Origin of the sequence: Methanocaldococcus sp. FS406-22, from assembly GCF_000025525.1 — an archaeon.
Taxonomy (GTDB): domain Archaea; phylum AGJL01; class Methanococci; order Methanococcales; family Methanocaldococcaceae; genus Methanocaldococcus.
Window position 1 is genome coordinate 261,614 of record NC_013887.1, and the last position, 24,732, is coordinate 286,345.

General features: G+C 32.9%; 35 protein-coding genes. 4 read left to right on the forward strand and 31 right to left on the reverse strand.

Going from position 1 to position 24,732, the window contains the following annotated elements; translation table 11 throughout:
- Positions 1 to 44: 44 nt before the first annotated feature.
- From MFS40622_RS01320 to MFS40622_RS01345, 6 genes are all read right to left on the reverse strand, one after another.
- Positions 45 to 1,580, reverse strand: a complete 1,536-nt coding sequence (locus tag MFS40622_RS01320; protein ID WP_012979867.1) for a radical SAM protein — start codon at positions 1,578 to 1,580, stop codon at positions 45 to 47.
- A 69-nt stretch (positions 1,581 to 1,649) separates the two neighbouring features.
- Positions 1,650 to 2,255: a hypothetical protein gene (locus MFS40622_RS01325; protein ID WP_012979868.1), complete on the reverse strand. Its 606-nt coding sequence runs from the start codon at positions 2,253 to 2,255 to the stop codon at positions 1,650 to 1,652.
- 2 nt (positions 2,256 to 2,257) lie between these two features.
- Positions 2,258 to 2,683 carry a hypothetical protein gene (locus tag MFS40622_RS01330; protein ID WP_012979869.1) on the reverse strand — a complete coding sequence of 142 codons (426 nt, stop codon included), beginning with the start codon at positions 2,681 to 2,683 and terminating at the stop codon, positions 2,258 to 2,260.
- Positions 2,684 to 2,703: 20 nt separating this feature from the next.
- On the reverse strand, positions 2,704 to 3,804 hold the full coding sequence (locus MFS40622_RS01335; protein WP_012979870.1) for a 2-oxoacid:acceptor oxidoreductase subunit alpha: 1,101 nt from the start codon (positions 3,802 to 3,804) through the stop codon (positions 2,704 to 2,706).
- A gap of 77 nt (positions 3,805 to 3,881) precedes the next feature.
- Positions 3,882 to 5,657 (reverse strand): acetolactate synthase large subunit, encoded by a 1,776-nt coding sequence (locus MFS40622_RS01340; RefSeq protein WP_012979871.1) that lies wholly within the window; start codon positions 5,655 to 5,657, stop codon positions 3,882 to 3,884.
- A 177-nt stretch (positions 5,658 to 5,834) separates the two neighbouring features.
- Positions 5,835 to 6,299, reverse strand: a complete 465-nt coding sequence (locus tag MFS40622_RS01345) for a peptidylprolyl isomerase (protein WP_012979872.1) — start codon at positions 6,297 to 6,299, stop codon at positions 5,835 to 5,837.
- A gap of 103 nt (positions 6,300 to 6,402) precedes the next feature.
- Here MFS40622_RS01345 and MFS40622_RS01350 point away from each other — a divergent pair, with 103 nt between their 5' ends.
- Positions 6,403 to 7,242 carry a UbiA family prenyltransferase gene (locus MFS40622_RS01350; protein WP_012979873.1) on the forward strand — a complete coding sequence of 280 codons (840 nt, stop codon included), beginning with the start codon at positions 6,403 to 6,405 and terminating at the stop codon, positions 7,240 to 7,242.
- Positions 7,243 to 7,294: 52 nt separating this feature from the next.
- On the forward strand, positions 7,295 to 7,675 hold the full coding sequence (locus MFS40622_RS01355) for a nascent polypeptide-associated complex protein (RefSeq protein ID WP_012979874.1): 381 nt from the start codon (positions 7,295 to 7,297) through the stop codon (positions 7,673 to 7,675).
- Here the strand turns inward: MFS40622_RS01355 and MFS40622_RS01360 are convergent.
- From MFS40622_RS01360 to MFS40622_RS09795, 3 genes are read right to left on the reverse strand one after another with little or no spacing between them, the layout of a single operon-like run.
- Complete coding sequence (locus tag MFS40622_RS01360) at positions 7,672 to 8,205, reverse strand: archaemetzincin family Zn-dependent metalloprotease (protein ID WP_012979875.1); 534 nt, start codon at positions 8,203 to 8,205, stop codon at positions 7,672 to 7,674. The genes MFS40622_RS01355 and MFS40622_RS01360 overlap by 4 nt on opposite strands.
- A gap of 41 nt (positions 8,206 to 8,246) precedes the next feature.
- Positions 8,247 to 9,770: a hypothetical protein gene (locus MFS40622_RS01365; RefSeq protein ID WP_048197384.1), complete on the reverse strand. Its 1,524-nt coding sequence runs from the start codon at positions 9,768 to 9,770 to the stop codon at positions 8,247 to 8,249.
- Positions 9,722 to 10,111: a nucleotidyltransferase domain-containing protein gene (locus MFS40622_RS09795; protein ID WP_012979877.1), complete on the reverse strand. Its 390-nt coding sequence runs from the start codon at positions 10,109 to 10,111 to the stop codon at positions 9,722 to 9,724. Before MFS40622_RS09795 ends, MFS40622_RS01365 begins: the two co-directional genes overlap by 49 nt.
- Positions 10,112 to 10,221: 110 nt before the next feature.
- On the opposite strand from MFS40622_RS09795, the gene MFS40622_RS01375 reads away from it, so the two are divergent.
- Entirely contained in the window at positions 10,222 to 10,635 is a 414-nt protein-coding gene (locus MFS40622_RS01375; RefSeq protein WP_012979878.1) for a pyridoxamine 5'-phosphate oxidase family protein, read from the forward strand.
- A 155-nt stretch (positions 10,636 to 10,790) separates the two neighbouring features.
- Positions 10,791 to 11,663, forward strand: coding sequence for an Mrp/NBP35 family ATP-binding protein (locus tag MFS40622_RS01380; RefSeq protein ID WP_012979879.1), 873 nt, complete (start codon positions 10,791 to 10,793; stop codon positions 11,661 to 11,663).
- Positions 11,664 to 11,670: 7 nt separating this feature from the next.
- Here the strand turns inward: MFS40622_RS01380 and MFS40622_RS01385 are convergent, their stop codons facing one another.
- The 22 genes from MFS40622_RS01385 to MFS40622_RS01490 form a co-directional block, all read right to left on the reverse strand.
- Complete coding sequence (locus MFS40622_RS01385; RefSeq protein ID WP_012979880.1) at positions 11,671 to 12,339, reverse strand: thymidylate synthase; 669 nt, start codon at positions 12,337 to 12,339, stop codon at positions 11,671 to 11,673.
- Between the two features lie 100 nt (positions 12,340 to 12,439).
- A complete protein-coding gene (locus MFS40622_RS01390; protein WP_012979881.1) occupies positions 12,440 to 13,144 on the reverse strand; it encodes a hypothetical protein in 705 nt (234 codons plus the stop codon).
- A gap of 26 nt (positions 13,145 to 13,170) precedes the next feature.
- Positions 13,171 to 13,875, reverse strand: a complete 705-nt coding sequence (locus MFS40622_RS01395) for a hypothetical protein (protein WP_012979882.1) — start codon at positions 13,873 to 13,875, stop codon at positions 13,171 to 13,173.
- A gap of 369 nt (positions 13,876 to 14,244) precedes the next feature.
- Complete coding sequence (locus tag MFS40622_RS01400; protein WP_012979883.1) at positions 14,245 to 15,027, reverse strand: 4Fe-4S binding protein; 783 nt, start codon at positions 15,025 to 15,027, stop codon at positions 14,245 to 14,247.
- Positions 14,997 to 15,488: a 4Fe-4S binding protein gene (locus MFS40622_RS01405; protein WP_012979884.1), complete on the reverse strand. Its 492-nt coding sequence runs from the start codon at positions 15,486 to 15,488 to the stop codon at positions 14,997 to 14,999. The genes MFS40622_RS01400 and MFS40622_RS01405 overlap by 31 nt, the downstream gene beginning before the upstream one ends.
- Positions 15,466 to 16,683: a 4Fe-4S binding protein gene (locus MFS40622_RS01410; RefSeq protein ID WP_012979885.1), complete on the reverse strand. Its 1,218-nt coding sequence runs from the start codon at positions 16,681 to 16,683 to the stop codon at positions 15,466 to 15,468. Before MFS40622_RS01410 ends, MFS40622_RS01405 begins: the two co-directional genes overlap by 23 nt.
- A 157-nt stretch (positions 16,684 to 16,840) precedes the next feature.
- Entirely contained in the window at positions 16,841 to 17,974 is a 1,134-nt protein-coding gene (locus MFS40622_RS01415) for a nickel-dependent hydrogenase large subunit (RefSeq protein ID WP_012979886.1), read from the reverse strand.
- Between the two features lie 4 nt (positions 17,975 to 17,978).
- Positions 17,979 to 18,425, reverse strand: coding sequence for an NADH-quinone oxidoreductase subunit B family protein (locus MFS40622_RS01420; RefSeq protein ID WP_012979887.1), 447 nt, complete (start codon positions 18,423 to 18,425; stop codon positions 17,979 to 17,981).
- A gap of 2 nt (positions 18,426 to 18,427) precedes the next feature.
- Positions 18,428 to 18,841: a DUF1959 family protein gene (locus MFS40622_RS01425; protein ID WP_012979888.1), complete on the reverse strand. Its 414-nt coding sequence runs from the start codon at positions 18,839 to 18,841 to the stop codon at positions 18,428 to 18,430.
- A 2-nt stretch (positions 18,842 to 18,843) separates the two neighbouring features.
- Positions 18,844 to 19,131 carry an energy-converting hydrogenase subunit EhaL family protein gene (locus tag MFS40622_RS01430; RefSeq protein WP_012979889.1) on the reverse strand — a complete coding sequence of 96 codons (288 nt, stop codon included), beginning with the start codon at positions 19,129 to 19,131 and terminating at the stop codon, positions 18,844 to 18,846.
- 11 nt (positions 19,132 to 19,142) lie between these two features.
- Positions 19,143 to 19,388 carry a hypothetical protein gene (locus MFS40622_RS01435; RefSeq protein ID WP_012979890.1) on the reverse strand — a complete coding sequence of 82 codons (246 nt, stop codon included), beginning with the start codon at positions 19,386 to 19,388 and terminating at the stop codon, positions 19,143 to 19,145.
- A gap of 8 nt (positions 19,389 to 19,396) precedes the next feature.
- Entirely contained in the window at positions 19,397 to 20,269 is an 873-nt protein-coding gene (locus MFS40622_RS01440; RefSeq protein ID WP_012979891.1) for a respiratory chain complex I subunit 1 family protein, read from the reverse strand.
- A 148-nt stretch (positions 20,270 to 20,417) separates the two neighbouring features.
- Positions 20,418 to 20,618, reverse strand: coding sequence for a hypothetical protein (locus MFS40622_RS01445; protein ID WP_012979892.1), 201 nt, complete (start codon positions 20,616 to 20,618; stop codon positions 20,418 to 20,420).
- 10 nt (positions 20,619 to 20,628) lie between these two features.
- Complete coding sequence (locus MFS40622_RS01450) at positions 20,629 to 21,285, reverse strand: membrane protein (protein WP_012979893.1); 657 nt, start codon at positions 21,283 to 21,285, stop codon at positions 20,629 to 20,631.
- A complete protein-coding gene (locus tag MFS40622_RS01455) occupies positions 21,282 to 21,977 on the reverse strand; it encodes an EhaG family protein (protein WP_012979894.1) in 696 nt (231 codons plus the stop codon). Before MFS40622_RS01455 ends, MFS40622_RS01450 begins: the two co-directional genes overlap by 4 nt.
- Before the next feature lie 8 nt (positions 21,978 to 21,985).
- Positions 21,986 to 22,447, reverse strand: coding sequence for a DUF2106 family protein (locus tag MFS40622_RS01460; RefSeq protein WP_012979895.1), 462 nt, complete (start codon positions 22,445 to 22,447; stop codon positions 21,986 to 21,988).
- 12 nt (positions 22,448 to 22,459) lie between these two features.
- Positions 22,460 to 22,720, reverse strand: coding sequence for an EhaE family protein (locus MFS40622_RS01465; RefSeq protein ID WP_012979896.1), 261 nt, complete (start codon positions 22,718 to 22,720; stop codon positions 22,460 to 22,462).
- 20 nt (positions 22,721 to 22,740) lie between these two features.
- Positions 22,741 to 23,019 carry a DUF2108 domain-containing protein gene (locus MFS40622_RS01470; RefSeq protein ID WP_012979897.1) on the reverse strand — a complete coding sequence of 93 codons (279 nt, stop codon included), beginning with the start codon at positions 23,017 to 23,019 and terminating at the stop codon, positions 22,741 to 22,743.
- A gap of 18 nt (positions 23,020 to 23,037) precedes the next feature.
- Complete coding sequence (locus MFS40622_RS01475; protein ID WP_012979898.1) at positions 23,038 to 23,283, reverse strand: DUF2109 family protein; 246 nt, start codon at positions 23,281 to 23,283, stop codon at positions 23,038 to 23,040.
- Positions 23,283 to 23,777: a hypothetical protein gene (locus MFS40622_RS01480; RefSeq protein ID WP_012979899.1), complete on the reverse strand. Its 495-nt coding sequence runs from the start codon at positions 23,775 to 23,777 to the stop codon at positions 23,283 to 23,285. The genes MFS40622_RS01475 and MFS40622_RS01480 overlap by 1 nt, the downstream gene beginning before the upstream one ends.
- Positions 23,777 to 24,040 carry an energy-converting NiFe hydrogenase A subunit EhaA gene (gene ehaA, locus MFS40622_RS01485; RefSeq protein ID WP_012979900.1) on the reverse strand — a complete coding sequence of 88 codons (264 nt, stop codon included), beginning with the start codon at positions 24,038 to 24,040 and terminating at the stop codon, positions 23,777 to 23,779. The genes MFS40622_RS01480 and ehaA overlap by 1 nt, the downstream gene beginning before the upstream one ends.
- Before the next feature lie 4 nt (positions 24,041 to 24,044).
- Positions 24,045 to 24,683, reverse strand: coding sequence for a helix-turn-helix domain-containing protein (locus MFS40622_RS01490; RefSeq protein WP_012979901.1), 639 nt, complete (start codon positions 24,681 to 24,683; stop codon positions 24,045 to 24,047).
- Positions 24,684 to 24,732 lie beyond the last annotated feature (49 nt).

Here is a 24,732-nt window from a genome sequence, read left to right on the forward strand (position 1 = left end):
AATTTTAGGTGAAATATCTAAAAACTAAAATTCTGAAAAATAGATTAGTTTTTAACAACCTTTCCAGTAATCGACCTCCTTCCATAATCAACAATTTCAACATCTACAAATTCTCCAATTTTTAAATTTTTATCAACAATTCCTACTAAAATTGGATAGCTCCCAAACTGCCTTCCAAAATATAAGTTATCCCTCTCCTTAACCTCAATAAATACATCTTTTAGTATAGTTCCTTTTGGCACAACCCTCTTAAGCATTTTGTTATCTATCTCTTCCCTAACCTTCTCTTTAAACCATAAAAATAGCTTCTTTCTCTTTTCTGCCTTTTTTATATCCTTTAGAGTTATATCAGTCCCAAAGAATGGAACTACCTGCCTTATGTTAATCCTTCTAATCATAAAACCTCTATCATAAATCTCCTTTAAATACTCAAAATTTATAGCAAATGTTTCTTTTCTCTCCCCTTTCAATCCAAACAATAGATTTATACCGGGCAATAAATATGGCAATCCTGTTTCTCCTCTTTGTCCTCCAATTTCATTTAAAATTTCCACAGCTTTTAAGACATCTTCTGGTGTTGTTAATAAGTTATTAGCTTTAATTACTTTTTCATCAAAACTTTCAACACCAAAAGCTGCAACATTCCCACTTGTGCAATATTTAACCAATATTTTAGCAACCTCTCTGCTTTCATTCTCATGCCTTGCTATCACTGCAGGATTGGCATTGTCTATATGTAAAACCTTTGGATTTGAAACATTCCTAATACCTTTAAATAGCTTTTCAATTGCCTCAACATTTGGTTTTGGAACCTCTTCCTTTTCTGAATCAATTGATTTATATGATAACATGCATGGTTGTCTTCCAATTCTAAAGTATTTTATTCCCTCATCATACAATGCCTTAATTTCATCAACTATATCTCTCTCATCCCTAAATGTTGGCAGTCCAAACCTCCTTGGCTCTGTGCAGAAAGAACAACCCCCACTTAAAGCCCTTGAGCATCCCCTATAAGTTTCAATCTCAGCTATTATGTATGGATAGTTTGGATGCTTTTTCACAACCTTAGCCCCTCTAATAGCATACTCTCTCAACTCTTCATAAGTTCTATATCTGTTAAAATCAACCTTCTCTAAGCTCCTCTCTCTTAACAAATCATTTAAAACTGCCTCTAAATCACCTTCAGCAACAACATCAAAAAAAGCTTTATATTTGCTCTCATCCTCTATTCTTCCTCCAATCATTGAAGAACCGTATTTTGTAGCTGAAGGCCCTCCTAAAATTTTTAAACCATCGTAGTTATATAGTATAGAGACAAACTCCTTTAATGTAGCCGGATTTGCATTTAAATACTTCCCTGGTGTGTGAAATCCGCAGATACAGATTATAGCATCGTATTTATCTAAGTTAAAGCTCCCTCTAACCTCTCTAAATTTGTCGATAGTTATATAATCCACTTTAACGTTATATTTATCTAAGACTCCATAGGCATATCTTGGATAAATGCCTATATATGGAGGAACTCCTAAACCAGCTGGCTCATCAGTGTAGCCGTCTAATATCAAAGCCCTTTCTATCATAACAAACCCCTGATGATGAAGATTGGCTTTGCTGACAAGTTATGATGAACCGTATGAGCACTGAAGGGGTTATTTTTCTTCAAACAAACTAAATATGTGTTTAGTCCAATTTATCCATAAATCAGTAGCTCTTTTACTTTTTTCATAGGTTTGCATAACTATGTAGTAGTTACCTACCTTTCTGTAATAACAGTAGCTAATTGATAAATTGGTATTTTGTGGAATGAATTCATAATATGTGTAGTTACCAAAAATATCTCTCTGAGGATATTTTTTAACTTCATTAAACGCATATGCATATGAAAAGTCAATTGGCTTTTTGCTAACTGCAAATGTTATGTTTTTATATTTTTTAATAACCTTTCCATCAAAATCCATCTCCTCATTATATGGGAGATTCAAAAACATCTTGTCTATATCAACTGACTTTGAAAAATCATATCTTTTTGTAGTTTTTATGGTATTGTTTGTTGTATTTTCATCATTTGTGATATTTAATTTATGAGATTTCTCTTCTAAATTTCCTACTGATTCATTGTTATAAGTTTTCATATTTTCTTTTTCAACGTCTGTAGAAATGTTTGATTTATACGCTTCCCTTTTTTCATTATTAAAACATCCACAAATTGATATAGCCAAAATTAAAGATAAAAAAATTACAGCCAATTTTTTCATAGCTAACCCCTTTTTCTCTCTTTATGTCCAATCTTCTTCCTTAGAATTTTTAAAAGTTCAGTATCTTTTTTAACCACATATTCTATTTGTGGTCTATATTTAAAAAGTCCCGGTGTCTCCCAATTAAATGTCTCTTCTCTTTTTCCTTTAAGATTTATCTGTATTGAATTTAAAGATACAAAAAACTCTATAACATCATTCCAACTATAGAATTCGTCGTCTATCTTTATCCCATCCTCTAAAATAACTAATTTCTTTGGTTTTAAGAAGAGATAGGCAAAGATTAAGATAATTAAAACATCCACAACTAGAATAACTGGCAATGGTAATTTAAAACTTTGAAGAAGGGTTGAGATATATAAAACAAAAAGAATGCTCGTAGAGAACATAAATGCTCCTACAACCTTGTAGGCGTTATAAACCTTCACAAATAACACCAAATAAAGATTTATTCCAAAACAGCCCTCTCTAACTCCTCTGGTCTATGCAATTCTCCTCCAATCTTATCAACTAAGATTATCTCATCAGCTTTTTTGCAAACCCTCTCAACCTCATAATAAATCTGTCCTAAGTTCATCTCTGGAACTATGACTTTCTTTGCCTTTAATTTTTTTAACAATTCATCTGGGAATGGATAAACTGTTATCAACCTTATGTATCCAACATCTAAGCCTTTTTCCATCAAATTTCTAACTGCATGCTTCACAGTCCTTGAAGGAGAACCATAGCAGATAAACATTATCTCAGCATCTATATTTTCTCCTTCCCATTTAATTATCTCGTCTTTATTCTTTCTAATTTTATTTACTATTCTTCTAACCAACTTATCATGTGTCTCTGGAGAGACATCTGGGTAACCTCTCTCATCATGAGTTAATCCAGTTATATGCACATTATAACCCTCACCAAACACTGGCATCTCTGGAATTAGCTTATCAAAAGGATATGGCTTTTTGCATGGTTTTTCATCTGGTTTTTTTCTATCAATTATCTCAATGTTGTCATGCAAAACAACCTTCTCCCTCATGTGTCCAACTATCTCATCAGCCATTACAAACACTGGAATTCTATATTTTTCAGCATAGTTGAATGCCATTATTGTGAAGTCATACATCTCTTGAACAGAGCTTGGAGATAAGGCTATAACCTCATAATCCCCATGGCTTCCCCATCTACACTGCATCATGTCTCCTTGGGAAGCCATGGTTGGTTGCCCTGTTGAAGGCCCCCCTCTTTGAATATCTACAATAACGCATGGTGTCTCTGTCATATAAGCAAAGCCGATATTCTCTTGCATTAAACTAAAACCCGGCCCTGAAGTAGCCGTCATTGCCTTTAAACCTCCCCAGCTTGCTCCAATAACTGCTGCTATACTCCCAATCTCATCTTCCATCTGTATATAGTAACCTCCAACCTTTGGCAGCTCTCTTGACATTGCCTCAGCTATCTCTGTAGAAGGAGTTATAGGATAGCCAGCAAAAAATCTACAACCAGCCTTTATAGCCCCTTTAGCACATGCCTGATTTCCTTGCATAAATTCTACTTTCATGAACTTTCCCTCCCAGGATTTTAGCTTTAGAAGAGCAAATCTTGATAAAGTTATTAAAGAGATTGAAAAAAGATAATTTAAAACTCTTTAACAGTAGCCATTTCTCTAACCTTCTTAATCTCATCAAACTCTGCCTTTTTAATCTTTGGCTCTACTCTAATTGGTTGAATTATATTTGTTAATCTTCCTCCAGGAGGAACCATTGGCAATGCCTCAGCTGGGTCTATAACAATATCTAAGAGATATGGCTCATTGCTCAATATTGCCTCTTTTAATTTTTCTTTAATCTCATCTGGGCTTGTTATTCTATCAGCTTTGACTCCATAACTTTTAGCTAATTTAACAAAGTCTGGACTCTCTCCTAAATGCACTTCACTCTGCCTCTGCCCATAATAGAGGTTTTGCCATTGATAAACCATTCCTAAGGTTCTGTTATCAAAGATACAAATAACCACTGGTATATCATACTCCCTAATTGTTGCCAACTCTTGGGAGTTCATCAAAAATCCTCCATCTCCTGTAATTGATATAACATTAGCATAGGGTTTAGCTACCTTAGCCCCAATTGCCGCTGGGAATCCAAAACCCATAGTTCCCAAACCACCAGAAGCTAAAAAGCTTCTTGGCATCTTTGTTTTAAAGAAGTGTGCCATCCACATCTGGTTTTGCCCAACATCTGTTGTTATAATTGTGTTTTTTAACATTGGATCAATCTCATTCAAAACTTCCATCAAATCCTTAACAAACCTCTGTGGCTTTATTGGCTTATCATCAAAGTCCATCATTGGGATAGATAGCTTTTTTAGTTCATAAATCCTCTCAATCCATGCATCTTTATTTTTAATTTCCAATGCTATTAATGCAGCTAACAAATCTCTCAAAACATTCTTTGCATCTCCAACTATTGGAATATCCGCCCTAACATTTTTACCTATCTCAGCTGGATCTATATCTATATGTATAATCTTAGCCTCTGGGGCAAAGTATCTAATATCTCCAGTAACCCTATCCGAAAATCTACAACCAATAGCTATTAAAACATCACACTCTGTAACTGCGTAGTTAGCTGCTTTAGTTCCATGCATTCCAACCATTCCTAATGAGAGAGGATGGTCTTCTGGGAAACAGCCTTTACCCATTAAGGTTGTACAAACTGGGATTTTAACAAACTCAGCTAACCTCAACAGCTCTTCTGAAGCTCCACTAATTATGACTCCTCCACCAGCTAGGATAACTGGTTTTTCAGCTTCAGCTATTAATTTAGCTGCCTTTTTTATTTGCAAAGGGTGTCCTACTGTTTTTGGTTTGTAACCTGGCAAATCAACCTTTGCTGGGATTGGATGTTTCTCAATATCAATTTCTCCATCTTGCACATCCTTTGGAATATCTATATGAACCGGTCCAGGTCTCCCAGTTGTAGCAATTTCAAAAGCTGCTCTAAATGTTTCTGGAATCTCTTCTGGCTTCTTTAGTTGGAAGTTGTGTTTTGTTATTGGCATAAATAAGCCAAGAGCATCAATCTCCTGAAATGCATCGTTTCCAATTAACTTGGTAGGAACCTGCCCTGTTAAGGCAATAACTGGAGATGAATCTGCATAGGCAGTTGCTATTCCAGTAACTAAGTTTGTTGCTCCCGGTCCAGATGTAGAGACGCAAACTCCTGCCTCTCCACTTGCTCTCGCAAATCCATCTGCTGCATGTGCTGCTGCCTGTTCATGCCTTGTCAATATGTGGATTAAATCGCTATCATACAATGCATCATAAAATGGGAGCATTGCCCCTCCTGGATAACCAAATATGATCTTAACTCCCTCAGCTTCTAATGCTTTTATAATTGCTTCAGCACCCTTCATCTCATCACCAAAAAATGTTAAAGGTAAAGTAATGATAAAATTGAAATCATATATAAATTTTTATGACTGAGGATTGATATTTAAAAAACTTTTAAAAAATTTTGATATAAAAAAGTATTTGCTATTAATTAATCCTCAAAACTAATAAACTAAAAATAAAAATAGGACAGAAAATTATTATTCTGACTCAGCTGGTTGGACATCGCATATCTTTATTGTAAATGTTAGTTCTTTTCCAGCAAGTTCGTGGTTAAAGTCTAAAGTTACTGTATCGTCTGTAACCTTTATTATCTTTGCAGGGATTCCGCTGGCTAAGATTAGCATCCCTTCCTGTGGCTCAAAGTCAGCATCAGCAAACATTTCTTTAGGAATTTCCTGGATTAATCTTTCATCTCTAAGTCCATAACCTTTTTCAGGTGGAATTGTTACAGTTTTTTCTTCACCAACTTCCATGCCTATAACTGCCTCTTCAAAACCTTCAATTAATTCGCCATTACCTACAATAAAGCCAATAGGTTCATATTCTCTTTCAGGGTAATATATTTTATTTTCTTTAGCTACTTCTTCTATTGATGTGTCAATAACTTTTCCATCTACGACTAAAATGTAATCTACTTTGACATAGTCACCTTTTTTAATCAAGTCAATCAACTCCTAAACCTTTTCAAATACTTTTTGTGAAGGGTATATAAATAGTTTTTTGTTATTATTTGTTTTATGAACAAACTATATTTTGGGGATTTTCATGGAAAAACTAAAAGCTTATTTAGAACTTATTAGAGCTAAAAACTGCATAACTGCATCTATTGGAGGAATTATAGGTTATTTAATCTCATCAAACTTTGAGATTGATATTTTAAAATGTATTTTAGTATTTTTTGTTGTATTTTTTGTTTGTGCCTATGGAAATGTAATAAACGATATCTTTGATATTGAGATAGATAAGATAAATAAACCATTTAGGCCTTTACCTTCTGGAAAGATTAAATTGGAAGAGGCAAAAACATTTTCAGCCATATTATTAATTTTGGGCTTAGCTCTCTCAATATTTATAAATATATATGCGTTAATTATAGCTGTGGTTAATGCCGTCCTCCTCTACCTATATGCAAAAAAATACAAACGATATAAACCAGTTGGGAATTTTATTATTGGTTATTTAACTGGCTCTGTATTTCTATTTGGTGGAGTTGCTGGAAAAAATGTTATGCCAGTTGTTATTTTGTTTTTATGCTCTTTACTTTCAATTTGGGGCAGGGAAATAGTTAAAGATTTTGAAGATATTGAGGGGGATAAAAAAGAGGGAGTTGTTTCACTACCAATAACATATGGTAAAAAAGCCTTATATTTTGCCATATTTTTGGCAATTTTGGCAGTTGTATTGAGTCCTTTACCATATATACTAAAAATATTTGAAATATACTATCTAATCTTGATAGTAATTTGCGATATCTTATTTATCTATGCTATGGCTTTATTATTAAAGAACCCAAATAAAGAAACTGCATCAAAGGTTTCAAAATTTTTAAAAACCATAATGAACATTGTTCTTTTAGCATTCATTGTTGGGGCTATAAAACTATAAAAATATCAACGAGAATAAAAATAGAAACAAACTCTAAAACTTTGGTGAAAAGATGTTTCCAGGTAAAGTAAATCCAAGAATGTTGAAGAAAATGCAAAAGATGATGAAAGATTTTGGAATGGAAACTGAAGATTTGAACCCAAAAAAAGTAATATTCGTATTTGAAGATGAGGAGTGGGTATTTGAAGAACCAAAAGTTCAAGTTATGGACATATTAGGAGTTAAAACCTACTCAATAACAGGAAAGCCAAAGAAGATTAAAAAAGAAAAAGAAGAAGAGGAAGTTAAAGTTGAAATAACTGAAGAGGATGTTGAGTTAGTAGCTAATCAGTGTAACGTTTCAAAAGAAATGGCAAGAAAGGCATTAGAGGAATGTAATGGAGATATCGCCGAGGCAATATTAAAATTAGAAGAAGAAAAAGAAGGAAATTAAATTGAAATGTAAATACCCCTATCCCTTAGCTTTTTTAAGCATTTTTCACAATACTTCCAGTCCTTTAAATCCACATCAATAATAGAGTTTGAAAAACTCATCACACATTCCCTATTTTCACAGTGCATTAATCCCAAAACATGCCCTATTTCATGCATAGCTTCTTTTAAAGCTCTAATTTTTAAGATATCTTTATTTGGTGGCAATCCATAAAATTCAGGTCTCAATCTTGTTAAAGATATTAATGCCCTTCTACCAAACAACTCTGCTTCACCAAATACAAAATTTAAATTATCAGCGTAAATATCAACATCTACAACTCCTAAAATGACATCACATACATTTGGAAGTGATTTTAATATTAATGTAGAGTTAAACTGCTGTCTAATGGAATCATAAGCATAAATAGGAATGTCTATTTTGGGAAGTATTTCACAAATTCCAAAGATGTCTTGAAGTTTTTTCTTTAAAAAATTTAAAATCTCAATATCAACATCTCCAACCGGTTGAATACAAATTCTCATAATCATCACACAATAATACCAATAGCATCATAAAAATAGGACTATTGTTACAATACACCATATATTTTAAATAATTTTGCTAAATTTTCAGCTTCTAAAACATCAATAGGTAAAGAAAATCTTTCTTTATATTTATTAATTGCATTTCTAAGATTTAATGAACATTTTTTAGCTGTTAAAAAAATAACAGCACAATCTTTATAGTGTATAAAAGGTTTCGTTATTTGGTAGATATAATTTTCTGATACTGTTCTGCTCCTTATTTCTCTTCCAGATTTTATTGGAAAACATACATATAGGGATTTATTGTTAATTTTTATTTCTATTTCAAAATCTGAAATTTCAGCACTTGTGTGGGGTTTTTCAGATTCAGTATCTAATTTTTGTTTTACATATTCCGGAATTTTATCACTCATTTTGATTATTTTTGATAAGGATTTTCTAATTTCAGAATCATCCATATTCTGTAATCTCCTCAGATCTTCATCTGAAACATTTATTTTATAAAATTCTTGTTGATATTTAGGGAATAGTATATTATACACATTTTCAAAATCAATTTTCTCAAATTCTATAGGAAAATCAAAATTTAACTTACCATTATATTTATCTGAGAGATAATATGCCAAAACCAAGACTACTTGAGGTAATTCTTGTTTTGGTATTTCTATACGTTTTTGCTCTGATTCTAAAAGTTTTTCTAAGAATAATCTAAATGCTTGGTTAAAAAGTTCTTTATCGAGATCGTATAGATTTATACACATCCAACAAAGATGTTTAAATTTAGCTTTTGAGAATAGTGTTGGTAAATAATCTCTTATTCTTAGTATAGCAGATTGAATAGAGTGATTTCGTGAAACAAACTGTTTATTTGATTCTAAGTTGTATAATATGTAAGTAAGCAATGATGGATATTTATAAAAATACTCAATATTGTGTTTATTAATAAAATCTGAAAGAATAGCGGATATTTTTTTACATAGATTAATTGATTTTTGTCTATATATTCCCCTATTTGTTTGTATATATAGGTTGAGAATCTTATTGGCTGTGCATAAATTATACAGAGCTAAATTCCATAAATATTTTAATTTTTTATTTTTAAGTACTAATTTATCACATTCAATCATATCATCAATTCTTTCAAAAAAATTATTAGATAAAGAATCATCTAAATACTCATAATAATCATATAGTCTTGAATATAGGATTTTTACTCCCATAATTTCCATATCGTAAATGGCTGAATTAATTTGATATTGAAGTTTATAGTAGTTCCTCCTTTTGTAGGATATTAAGGACTGATACAAATATCCAAAGAAATGTCTATAAGTAGTTTCTATTAATTCCTCATGTATCTCAGCAAATACTCGGTGAAGGGTTATATAATCTATTACGTCTATTTTGCTATCGTATATTTTTAAAATTTTAAAAATAACAAAAGCCGTATTTGCAGAATATCTTTTTTCAATTTTAAAGGTCTTTAACTTTAACTTGGATATCATTTTGCGTGTATCCTCAATTAATAGATTGTATAATCTCTGATTTTGAGCCACGTCTTTTGGAACCATTCATCATCCCCTATATACAGAACTTCACATTTCTTTAAAAAAGATTTGAAAGTTTTATTATTAACTAATTTTTCATATTCACTTTTTGATATCCATATTACATCAAAACGTTTATCTGTCAAGTTACAAAATTTATTGAGTAAATAATCTCTTTTTAAAGTTGATACACTTTTCTTTTTTTCATCATCTAAAACTATAATAAGATCTATATCTGAGTATATTTTCCATTTATTTACTTTAGTCTTAGTCACAGTCGAGCCATATATAAACACCACATAAGGGCTAAACAAATATCTTAACATATTTATATCAATAATATGTTTGTAGTTTTCCATTCCCATATATAATGTATATTTACATAATCCCCTAAAAATGTTTTTATTACCATAACATACATAATAAATATAACCAATGCCTAAATATCTGCCTATCAACAAGTTGTGGTGATAGTATGGTAAAGCTAAATGAAGATATGGTTAAATCCTTAGAAAACGAAGTAGTATTTATAGCTACAGCATCAAAGGATGGTATTCCAAATGTAGCAGCTATGAGGGCAGTTAAAGTTTTAGATGCTGAGAAAGGAATTGTTTTGATAGCAGATAACTTCATGAATAAAACCTTAAAAAATATCTTAGAAAATCCAAGAGTTGCTTTAACAACTGCAAACTGCAGAGATATGCCTTATCAATATAAAGGAACTGCTGAATACTACACAGAGGGTGAGTATCTAAAAATAGCTGAAGAAGTTGATAAAGCATTAAAGCCAGAGTTGAAACCAAAAGGAGCTGTTGTTATAAAAATAACTGAAATCTACAACTTAAAATCTGGACCCGATGCTGGGAAGTTAATAGCCAAGGATAAATAAATAGTTAAATTAACTTATTTCAACTTCTACCTCTTTTCATTCTTTATATGGGGGGTAATTTTATATCACATGGAGATAGATAAGTTTATATGCCCTCTTTTATTATTATTTAGTGATTATTATTTTTACTCAAATGAGGTAAAATAGGTGAGACTATGACTGAGTGTGATGGAAATTGCAATAACTGCCCATCAAAAAATACCTGTCCAGATACAAAAAAACTCTTAGCCCAGCAAGATGCAAAAATTAGAGAAAATATGGCTAAGATAAAGCATAAAATAGTTATTTTGAGTGGTAAGGGAGGAGTTGGGAAATCAACAGTAACTGTTAATTTAGCTGCTGCTCTAAATTTAATGGGTAAAAAGGTTGGAGTTTTAGATGCTGATATTCACGGCCCAAACATCCCAAAGATGCTTGGGGTTGAGAATGTTCAACCAATGGCAGGTCCTGCAGGAATATTCCCAATAATTACAAAGGATGGAATAAAAACCATGTCAATTGGTTATCTTTTGCCAGATGACAAAACCCCTGTTATTTGGAGGGGGCCGAGAGTTAGTGGAGCTATTAGGCAATTTTTGGCAGATGTTGTTTGGGGAGAACTTGATTATTTATTGATAGACACCCCTCCAGGAACAGGAGATGAACAATTAACAATCATGCAATCAATTCCAGATATTGATGGAGCTATAGTTGTAACAACACCAGAAGAAGTTTCCGTCTTAGATGTTAAAAAATCCATCATGATGGCTAAAATGCTAAATATCCCAATTATTGGAATCATTGAAAATATGAGCGGCTTTGTTTGCCCATACTGTAATAAGGTTGTGGATATATTTGGTAGAGGTGGAGGGGAGAAAGCTGCCAAAGAGCTTGGAGTTGAGTTTTTAGGAAGAATTCCATTAGATATTAAAGCAAGAGAGGCAAGTGATAAAGGAATTCCAATGGTTTTACTCGATTGTAAAGCAAGTGAAGAGTTTAAGAAAATAGTTGAAAGGATTGTTGAAAAGGTTGAAGGTAAAAAAGAATAAAACTAATTTATTTGATGTATTCCAAGCATTCTGGAAAATATTTTTTAATATAATCCCTGTCTCTATCAATATAAACATGCATGCTAATAGAATGATGCACATATTCCTTTAATTTTGTATTTGTTTTTTCTGCCACCAATTCTCCTAAACTTATTAATCCAAGTGCATTTGCCACAAAGGCAATGAGTGCATCGTTGCTTCTAAAAACTACCGTCATATATAAATTATCGTCTCGAATTAAAAATTGTAGGAGTTGCAAACAGGGGACAGAACCTCTTTCATCCCTACTAATGTCAATATCAATCTTTGGATTCCATGTAATTGCTACAGCCCTCCTACTATTTTTTTGTTGATTTAATTTTTCAATAATATAATTTATTTGGTTGATTTTTTCATTGGCATAAGGATATTTGAACAATCTTTCGTGATAATCATAACTGAATGTATTATTTGAACCATAAAGTAAATTTTTAGTGTATTCTTCAACTGCCATTTTTCCAAGAGGGTATTTTTCTGGAACTTTTTTTAACTTTGGGTTTGTAATTTGTATAATTGTATTTCTAATTTCTTTAGTTCTCTCTCCAAACTCTGTCTCAACTATATCTCCATCTTTTAAAATCTTTGGAATTAACTCATCAAATGCAGAAGCCACTGATGGTTTTTTTATACATAGCATAATCCTACCTCTATGTATTTTGGGTTATAAAAATAAAAGAGGTATTGTTATATAAAAGTGGTATCTAATTTAAAAAAATTTTCTTAATAAAGTAAAAAACTTAAATATCCTCCATTTCGGTTATAATATAATTCCCTTCCTTCCCTTCAAAACCTCTAACTAAGAATGTTTTTCCATTTAATTTTAAGCAGATTTCTCTAATTGTGTCATCAATTCCATATTCTTCAAGCATATCTAAAATTCCTGGCATAAATTGCTCTAATGTTGCTGGTGGAATATAACATCTTTTTGAAGACGTTCCAAAGTGTATCTTTCCAAACACCTTAATTTTTACATCTACATCTTCTGGGTCTATTTCCCCACAATTTCTGCAGATATAAACTAAACCTCTTGGTTTAATCTTAGTATCAACAATTCCCCTACATATTTTGCAGTAATAATTTACAAATATTGTTGATTGAGAAACTTCTAATATAGCTGGTACTTTTACATCTAAAACTTCTCCTCTGTTGTATAACTGCTCTTTAGGTATTTCTGGAATTTCCTTTGGATATTTCACTCCCTTAATAACTTTTTCAACTATTCTGACACTCTTTTCTTCTGTTATTCTACCAAATATCTCATAACATTTTCCCTTTTCCAATGGAATTGTTGTTATAAAATTGGCTACTCCATCCTTATCAACCATAGTTCCAATGTAGAATATAGCCCCTTCTTCACTCTCCTTCTTTCTAATATCTACAATCTTAACTTTTGTTAAAATTTGAGAATTTGGTAATAAAGAGGATATCTTTCCCAATACCATAAAACATCACCTACAAATTTTTAATTTTATTCTTCTTCTGTTTCTTCATCTTCTTTCTCCTCTTCTATCAACTCAGGAGCTACTCTCGGCAAAACAACTTCATCTATAAACTTTTTATGGACAATATATTCCTTTGGCTGGACAATCACTGGCATATCATTTAAAGTTAGGGATATTGCCTTCCTTAGCTCTCCTTCTTCAGTTCTAAATTCAACAGCCCCAAATCTCACAAATCCTCTAATAAACATCCCTGTAAATACCTCTGGATTTGCTTTAATTCCAAACAATCTTAATCTTCCCCATCCATATCCATCAAATATCCTAAATATGGTGTAATCTTTACCTGTGGAAGTTCTTTTATGCTGAACTCCTACAACAATTCCAACTATTATCCCTCTCTGGATAGGAACTCCATTAATATCTAAGTAAGTTATTCTCTCGTCATCTTCATCAATTCTTTTTAAATATTTTGCCCTACATAAAGATAGTGGAATTGGAACGGCAGTTCTCATTTCTTGCCCTTTGACAACCTTTAAATCATCTAAATTACCAACGAACCTCACATCTTTTTTTGGATACGGTTCATATCTTCCTAATATACTCTCATAATCATCTGCTTTAATTTGCAAATAGATTTCCTCTAATTCTTCAACACCTTCATCAGTATAAACTGTTGAATACCTTACAATCTCTACTTTGTCATCTTCAATTTTTATTCCGTATTTAACCATAGTCATCACCCGTAATAATTGGTAATAATAATCTATGTAATTATATGACTATACGAATTTTTATATATGCTCATATATATACCTTTCGGTTAACTCAGCAAAACATACAAAAACAGAAAATTTCATAATTCTAATAAAAAGATTCAAAAATAGCCTTAATAGGACTTTTTCAAGAATAAATGTTTTATTGCACATTGACATCCTTTGAATGTCCAAATTCCTTAACAACAAAAATATAGCTGCGAAAGTCCTATTTATAATGTCTTTCAAAACTCTTTGGAATAGCTAAGGCATAGATGAACGTCTTCCTTTGGAAGGCGTTCAAACTTTCCTCAATCAATTTTATTAATTTTGAAAGACACTATAATATTAGATTTTCTTTTCCCATATTTTTATAGCATTGGCAGGACATACATCTGCACATCTTCCACATAATATACACTTATCTTTATTAATCTTAACCTTATCCCCCTCTTGCTCGATGGCGTTGATAGGACATTCTTCAACACAGACGAAACAGCCAACACATAGATTTTTATCAACTTCAATATCTCTGGTTTTTATCACTTCTCCAAGCTCTCTCTCAACCTTTATACATTTTTTTGGGCAGACCTCAGCACAGGCACCACAACCCATACATAAATCTAAATTAACCTCAATGCTTTTTCTTCTAACTACCTTTATAGCATTTGTCGGACAGAATCTTGCACAAATTCCACATTTTATACATGTATTTTCATCAAGCTCATATCTTTTTAATCTAATCTTTCTATGTGGAATGGATTTTTCTTTTATGGTATAATGGACTTCACTATCTTCAATCTCCGCTCTTCCTTCTATAACATATATTGCTCCAACTGGGCAAGTTTGAGCACAAATCTCACATTTAACACATTTATCTTCAATTATCTTTGCAGATTTTTTAACCTTTGCTTTTTCAATTGCATCTACTGGACATTCTTTGTAGCAAAGATTACATCTTATACACTTGGTTTCGTTGATATATAGCAATTTATAAGTTATAGGGGTTATTTTTTTGGCTACTTCATTGATATACCTCTTATCCCCATCTATCTTTGATAATATCTCATCCAATGACTTTTTTATTTCAATCAATGTAATCACCTTAATATTATGGCATTCAATGGACATAGTTCCTCGCATCTTCCACAGAGCTCACACTTATTTATATCAATTCTTATTTTGCTTCCATATTCTTCAATGGCATTAAATGGACAATTCCTTAAACAAACTAAGCAAGAGGCACATCTCTCACTTATATACTCAATGAATTCATACTTGTCCACTTCAATAATCCTTGCATCTTCATTAATTTCACATCTTAATCTTATTATTACAATTGCGTTCGTTGGGCAAACTTTTTTGCATCTTCCACAAAATACACATTTTTCTTTGTCAATAACTATAAATAAACCATCTTTGCTATAAGTTATTGCATCAACTGGACAAATCTCAATGCATTTTCCACAGCTAATGCATTTGTCCTCTTTAACAATAATTTCCCTTTTATTTAAAATAATATTAAATTTTGGGAGTAATTGAATATTTTTATCAGCCAAATTAAAATGTTTAGCTATTATTTCCTTTATCATACAACTCCCTCTTCATTTCCTTTATTCTTTTGTTTTCCTCATAAACTCTCTTCTTTAACTCTTCTTTTAACTTTTTGAGGGATAGTTTTTCGATTTCTTCCTTAACCTTTCCGTACTTCTCAGTATATAAGATTAAATCTGCTTCAATACTTTCGATTATCTTATCTTCTATTATTCTAACTTTAACTGCCTCTTCTGCCTCTTCTGGCTTGACTATTTTTATAGCCTCAACAGGACACTCCCTTGCACATGCTCCTCCTCTAACACATAATTCAGGAACAATATATGGCAATTTTGTCTCTTTACTGATTTTAATAGCTCCTGCTCCACAAACCTTATAGCAGATTCTACAACCAATACATAAATCTTCATCAATAACATAGCAAATATCCTTCCTCTTTGAGATTATAGGTTTATAAATCCTTATTGCTGTGGTTGGGCAGAGTTCTATGCATAGACCGCATTTCACACATTTAACAACTTTCTTCTCCTTCAAATCAATCTCTCCTACACATACATCTTTACAGATTCCACAACTTATACATAAACCATTAACAATATGTGGAATTTCCTCAATAGCATTTTCCTTAATTTCTAATTTTCCGATAGTTTTCTTGTTTTTAATTTCAAAAGCTTTATCTATTTTTTCTTTCAAAGTTTTTTCGTCAAATATAATTATGGCGTTTTCAATTGGGCAGGCCTTAACACATTCTTTACATGAGATACACAAAGCCATATTTATTACATACTTCCCCTCTTTACGCTCAATTACATTGATTGGGCAAGCTCTTTCACAGTTTCCACATCTAACACACACTTCCTCATCAATTATAAGATTATGATATTTAGGTTTATCAAAAAATAGTCCTTCTGTTTCAATTCTATGCTTATCCATCTCCAAAACTCCGGTTGGACAAACCTCAACACAGTTGGCACAAGCTATACATGAACCCTCATCAAACACTGGGAGATTTTTGTTATACTCCTCACTATATACCATCTCAACTGCAAAGGCTGGACAACTCTCTTTACATGCCTCACAAGATATACATTTCTCAGGAAATTTAACAATTGGAGGGATTTTTCTATATCTCTCTGGAGGGATGTAGGAACTTTTATCTGATTTTGCATCAATAAATCTCTTAATCCACTTTTTCCTTGCAAATTCATAAAGATACCAAAGTGATGATGCCATAAGAATCACCTTATATTAATTTAAGAGGCATCACCGAGCGTAGCGAGGTGATGCATCCCGGGTATACCAATAGGACGAAGTCCTATGGTCTATAAAGATACCATAATGAGGAAGCCATAAGAATCACCTTAATTAAAATATATTGCATTAGGTAATTTTAAAATTTAAGATTAATATTAATTGGAATCTCTTTGCCATCTTTTATTGCAACTATACATCTCTCTGTGCATGAAACACATGGGTCGATACTTGTATAGGCAGAGATTGCATCAGCTACTGTTGGACAGGTCTTTAACATATATTTATATGCTTCTAAGTTCATAACAGTAGGAGTTCTAATCATTATCCTCTTTATTATCCCTCCATCAGTAATTTCCATCCTGTATGTTACCTCCCCCCTTGGAGCTTCATTTCTCCATTCTCCTTTTCCACCTTTAATCTCTGCCTTGACCCTTATATCTCCAGAGCATTCCTCATATAGCTCCAAAGCTTTTCTAATTAATCTAACGCTCTCAATAACCTCCTCATGCCTTACCATCATCCTTGCAAAGTTATCTCCTTCCTCCCTCCACACTGGCTTAAATTTTAGCTCTTGATATGTTGAATGCCTCAATCTCCAATCACTCTCTGGCAATCCAGAACCTCTACAAACCGGCCCTACAGCTCTTGTTCTCATAACTTCATGATATGGTAAAATACCAATTCCTTTACTCCTTAAAGCAATTAACGGCCCTGTTTCAAAAACCTCTATGATATTTTTTAGCTCTTCCTCAAAGATGTCAAGTTTTTTATAGATTTCATTCATCATTTCTCTATTTATATCTCTCCTAACTCCTCCAATAACATTATAACCCATGTTAACCCTATTTCCAGTAATCATCTCCATCAAATCCATAATTATTTCCCTAACATTCAAAAGCCACATAGCAAGTGTTTCATGTTCAATAGATAGATTATAAACAGCTGAAGCAATTAAATGGCTATGTATTCTTTCCAACTCACAGGTAACTACCCTTAAATACTTTGCTTTATCAGGAATCTCTATCTTTGATATATGCTCAATGCATTCAGCAAACGTCATCGTATGAACATAAGAGCAGATGCCACAAACCCTCTCAGCTAAATAAATTCCCTTATGGCAGTGTTTCCCTTCCATAATCTTCTCTATACCTCTGTGCACATAACCCATTTCAATTTCAGCATCAACTGGTCTTTCTCCATCTAAGACAAGTTTAATCCTTAACGGTTCTTTTAATACTGGATGAATTGGCCCTATAGGAATTGTTGCCATATTTTCACTCATCTCTATTTTTTAGTTTTTTCTCTCTCATTGCTATTGCCTTAGGAGCAACTTTTAATATTGTCTCGATAATCTCAGAAGGTCTTGGAGGACAGCCAGGAATCTTTGCATCCACAGGAATTACTTTATCAACTCCTCCAACTACATGCCCCTCCTTAAAAATCCCTCCACTTAATGCACAGGCTCCAACAGCAACAACTATCTTTGGCTCTGGTGTCTTCTCATAAATCTCCTTCAATCTCTCTGCCCATTGTAAAGTTACAGGCCCTGTAATTAGCAAAACATCTGCCTCTCTTGGATTGTTATGCACATAGATTCCATACTGCTCTATATCATATCTTGGAGCTAAGCAGGCGACTATCTCAATATCGCATCCATTACAACCACCAGTGTTAATAACACAAACATGTATTGACCTTTTTCTAAGGAATTCCTTTACCATAGCTACTCCTCCTTTAACAATTTGATAATCATCTGCCTGCCCTCTTCTAAAGCCTCTTTATATGGTTTTTTATACAACAAATGGCTTTCAACAACCTTCTTTCTAATTAAATCTGCCTCTTCCTTTTTTATCAATCCAAAAAAATCACTGAGCCAGCACAACCCTAAATCAATATCCACCTTTCTCCCTAAACAACCCATCTTTGCCTGCTCTGCATAGGCATGAAGTTCATAGCAGGAAGCAAAATCCAACTTTTTGGCAAATATCTCAATAACTTCATCGACATCAATCTTTAATGCCTTGGCTATTGGGATGAATACGTCATCCATTAAAAATCTGTTATCTTTTAGAACATTCATTTTCTGTTTTAATGAATTTTCAACATATTTTTTGTCAATATCAACGATTTCAGCCATAATTACCACCTCAATAGAAGATAAAGCAGTAAAGCTATAATTAGCCCAACAATAAACTCAACTCTTCCATATCCTGGCCTCATTCCTAAAGGAAATCCAATTAATAAGCAGCCAAGCATATAGAGTGGGGAGTTAATTAAAACCCCACCAATTATCGATAAAGTTAAGGCAATCTTGTCAATCTTCCTTTCTACATAAGGGGAAGAGTATTTTCTATAGCTATATTCCAACCCAATAAAGTTTCCAATAATAAACAATATTATAGCCAAATTTAGCTCAAATAATCCCATGATTTCACCATTTACACAGGAATGTAGAGTTTATATAATGTGTATGCAAAGAAAGCTAAAACTAAGAGCATAAATAGAACCTCAATATCTTCCATTTTATGGGCTATTTTTTTGTTTATGATTGAGATTGCCGTTATTAGGATTAAGCCAAATACTAAAACTATTGGGATAACATTAACCTGTAGTAAACTAACCAATATACAGTAAATCACCGCTATAATGCATGCAATTGTAAAGAAATAAACATAACCTTTCATTTTATCCCTCACATTAATAATCTGTATAGAACATCACACAATACGAGCCCAGCAATTGTCATTTGAAGCATAACTGAGTGGTGAGGAGCTAATAATGGTGTTAATCCATTTACAAATGCTAAAATCACTGTCATCACAACCATTACAGCCAGTGTTAATATAGGGCTGTTTATTACGAAAGGGCCGATAAATATGGCTATAAACAGCCAGAGTAATACAAAGTATGCTATTGCCTCAGCAATGTAGATTATTGATGCCAATAAACCATAATGCTCTGTCATGTATCCACTAACTATATCTTTACCCTTAACTATTCCAAATGGACTGTTTGGAGCTTTTGAAACAAGCAATATGAAGAATGCAAACGCACAGATTGGCATTTTAAACAGCAAACTTCCATTTATTTCCTGATAGTTCAATATGTCTGAAATTAGAACTGAGTGTGTTGTTAAATAGATGGCAGCAACAACTGCAAATAAAGGAACTTCTGCAGCTGCTGAGAAGACACTCCTAACCCCTCCTATCTTTCCATAAGGAGAACCAGATGACAAACCACAACCATGCTCCACTATTTTTTGCAATACATAGATTCCTATGATTATGAGGAGAGATGATTTGAAATCAATGGCTATAATTAATGCAGCTAACCAAATAGCAACATCCAACAAAGCCACAAATATATAAAGAGGATTTCCAGCAGTTATTGGAAAAGTTATCTCCTTTACATAGAATTTTAAGGTATGTAATAGATACTGAATTATTGGAGGGCCTGGTCTTCCTTGAATTCTTGCCATTATCTTTCTATGCAATCCAAGTAATAAAGAGCCAACAAGAAATGCATGGATTGTTAGGTTTATAACTCCGATTAGTGAAGTGTCCATATCCTCACCCAGATTTTATTTCTTGTTTAATTTACACCTCCGAGTGTAAGCGAGGAGGTGTTAGTTTTGATGAAACTTTCTTAAAGTTTCATTGATAGCGTTTTATAACTCCGATTAGTGAAGTGTCCATAAGCATCACCTTAATGTCTTAATATCCTCTAAACGGCAATTTTCCAGCATCTTTTCTTCTTGTTTTTGGAATTACAAATGCTCCAATTCCATACAGCAAAGAAGGAACTGCAATAACATACAGTATATAGCAAATTAATCCATTAAGCATAATTATCCCAACAACACACAATAGGCCTATAATTAGCAAATACAATCCATACTTTCTCTCTTCATCCATTATCTTCACCTTAAATTGTCAATAAAATTTCAACAGTCCTTACGATCAACAACAGTGAGGAGAGGTGTATCATCAATATATACGGTGACCCAGGAGCTCTAAACATCTCCGCCTTTGCAGCATAGAAAGGTGCTATTCCAGTCTCTCCAGCCATTCCAGCGGCAAATATGATTTTTTCAAATAATAATGAGGCCTGAGTTTTTGGTAGTTCAAATATTGATAATGTCCCTGTTTTAGCTAATATCATCCCTGCAGACCCAAACAATGGGAGAGTGGCAATCATCGCTATAAGCCCATACTGATATGCAGCATTTAACACCCATTCCCTCTTAACCGCTGAAACAATCCCTATATTTGCAATTCCAACTAAAGTTAAGAACAAAGCATAATCAAACAAATCATAGGTAAGCATTGCACCAGCAGTAGCTATCCCACAAACAATAGCCATCATTCTTCTAATTTTTAATTCTTTTAGAGTAACAAGTTCCAATTTATCTTCAACTTTAAATTTTTGAGCCTCTAACTGCTTTTCTGGCTTTGTTAAATAAACTATGATTGTAAATATTACTGCAGTGATAAACCCAATAATAGAAAATTCTGAAAAGCTAAATACAATGTCTCCAAATGGAACTTTCCCAAATAAGAATCCAGATATTGTTTCAATCATCTTACCTCACCTATATATCCAATAAGTCCTAATTTAGAGCCAACTTTTATAACTAAACCTAAACCAGCCATCAATAAACACAATAACCACTTGTCTGGAAATATAAAGAAACCTAAAAATCCAAACACCCACAAAGCCCATGCAACTCCTGACAACCCAGATATTCCTTCCCACATTGCCTTTAGCTCTTCTGAAATCTCCGCACCAATAACTCTCTGAGATAATGCATAAAACAACAATCCAGTTGCTATAACCGCCCCTCCTGTAAATCCACTTAATATGGCTCCATAAACAATTAAAACTACTGCTAAAAACTTAGGTGAGGTTTTTAAAATTTCCATCTCAATGTTATACTTTAATTCTCCTGTATGCAGTGGGAGTTTAAACTCCTCAAACAACTTATAACTCCTTGGCTTGGGTCTTTTTGATTTTAAATACTTCCTTGTTATTAAAACCTCTGAAACTGCTAAAAGCTCTGCTAAGCTAACAACTAAACCTGGTAAAATTAACGCCTCAGCCAAATCTGTTCCAACACCTGCTATAATTATGAGCATAGCACACTCAATAACATCAGTTAATATTAGAGCATGTAAATCATTCTTTTGAAATCCAATAGCCAATAACGACAAAATTCCAACAGCAAATCCAACCAATATCGTTGGATGATAGAGGGAATAAACAAAGCTATCCATCTTCTCACCTAATCCTTGTTAAAGAACATCCAGCTAAATATCATAAACGATATTAGTAGTATAGAGCTTTCAAGGACTGTATCCATTCCTCTTGTATAATAAAGGATTTCATCTAATATCCCTCCAGGCGTTGAAACAATTGTTGTTCCAAAGTAATAGGTTTTATCTTTAATCCATTCAGCTATTGGTGTTAGATAGGCAGTTATCTTTCCAAGATTTGGTGCATATTGAGGATATTGAGCTTTTAATTCTGCCGGTTCTTTTAATGGAATTCCTCCCCTATCATAAGGTGCTAATGGTGTTTTTAACGTTTGAGAATGAGGAATTGGCTTTGGATACAGTTGATTGGGATTTAAATAATGAGGAGTCAATACTCCAAATATAAAGACTAAGGCTAAGAATACAGAGAATATTCTTGGAACAATTTCTGGCTTTGATAGGTAGTTCCATATTTTCCCCAATTGTTTCATTTTCCCCCTCAACTAATCATTTTCTTTATATTCAGCATCTAATATCACTGCTCTAACTAAAATTAAACTTAAAACTGCATTAACAGCAATAAATGTCATCAGTGCAAGAGCTTCATCATAAGTTAAAAATACCAATGCTACGCCTACTGCAGGAACTTCTACATTTAACATCCTAATTAGAGGATTATCAACCTTCGGTCCTACAACAGTCCCAAGAGCCCCAATAATCAATAATGCATAGCCAATATAGAGGATATACTCAACGAACTCCATAGATATTCACCACATATTCTTTATTTGGACAATATTGGTAGATTTCTGCCGTATCTTTTCTTCTTCTTTACTGTTGTTAGATATTTTAAATATCCAAGCAATAAGATTATTGTGCAGATTGGCTCGCAGAGTGATGAAACTATAGCTATATCTAAATAGTAACAAGAAACAATCAACCCAATCATTCCAATTTCTAATACTGAAAGCATAATAATTTTGTTTATTGGGTTTGTATGTAATATAACTCCAATTCCTCCCAATATACAGCATATTCCTGATATTAATGGTAAAATATCCATAAATAACCCTCCTCTTAATTACTCAAGGTGTTTTGTCTGCTCTATTGTGTAGGCAATTGCATTGGATGATAAAGTTGAGCATATAAAGTATGTTATAGCCGCTATTCCTCCCATCGGTGAATCTACATATAAAGCGATTAATGCAGAGATGCAGAAGCTTAAACAGCAAAGATACAGCAATTTTCTTGCTCTACTTCTTTCTAGGAATATTCTTGCTGTCATCAACAATGCTATAAGTCCAATAATTATCTCCACTGTATCCATCATTCCCCTCTATTCATCTTTTTAGCTATTTTTCCAAGCAATTTTGAAGCCCATTTATGTTCAAGCCCTTGAATTGTGAATATTGCCAAAACCATCCCACCAATAAAATATTTCGCCTCAATTATTGGATTTAGGATATAGATTATAGCAGTTATAGTTAAAGCTCCAATAGTTCCAGCATATCCAGGGTCTGCACATAAACGATTTCCTATCCAAACCAATAAAGCTGCTATAAACCCTCCTTCAATCCCCATTAGGTAGTTCATAATTGAAGCTAAGAGTGTTCCTGCCGAAGCGTCTGGAGAGCACACAATATTTCCCATAAAGTATCCTCCATTTAAATTTCCACCAATATCTCTAATCTTCTCTCCTATTGTCTTAGCTCCCAAAACACCTGGCTTTTCTGGAAGTCCAAAGTAGGTATCAATAAGGACGAAGTTAAGCCAGCATATAATTCCAGCAGTGATAATTTTTACAATCTCAGCAATCTCCATTACGGCTCACCAAATAACTTATCAGCATATTTTGATAATAAAGCCCCAAACAGCCCAGCAAAGAAAGCTAAGCTTATATAGTCTCCAAATAAGTTTCTAAATATTGCTTCAATACCCAAAGCTAAGATTGGTGTTGGAAATATAACCGATGTCTCAAAGCTAAACCTTATAGGCTTTTCTCTTGGAAGTATTGGAAGTTTTAAGATTAATGCAACAATTATTGATGTTACTAAAGCTACTATATACAGTATAGCAATATTCATCATTTCACCAGCAGTGAATTATGATGCAATCTTTGTTTGTTGAATAAATTGGAGGAACTTCATCTTTTGGAAACACCTGAATAATAACTTTCTTTCCAGTTTTTTTCATAAATTTTTTTTCTAATCTCCTGATATCCGAACAATCTAATAATATTTCAACATATTTATTGTCAAGGTGTTTTCCTATTACTTTTATTTTCCCTCTTGATAATTCTATCCTTTCAATGTCCATAACTTCTAATCTATTTTTCATCTCATTTAGTAAATTTTCTTTACTTATGATTAACACAGGGTAGTTTTCGATTAACCTAAGATACCTTTTATCATCTTTTTCAATAATTTCAGATACAAATTCTGCAAAGCTATCTTCAAACTTTAAAAGGGATAAAGCATCTAAAAGCTCAATTATTGGGTTTTCAACATTATTTGAGGAAAAGCATTTTAATAAACCAAGAGTTACTGCAGTTGCTATAAGTTTAGTTGCTGGTCTCTTTCCCTTTTCCAACATACTGAGATGAGATTGGCTAATACCGCTCTCTTTAGCTAATTTTGATTGTGTGATTTTCAATTTCTCCCTAAATGCTTGAATATATTGGGGATTTAATAGTATTGCCCTTTCGATGATCTCTAATTTTTTATACATGTTCTCACGAATGCTTTATGGTGTAGGAAAATATATTCCGCCATTTTTC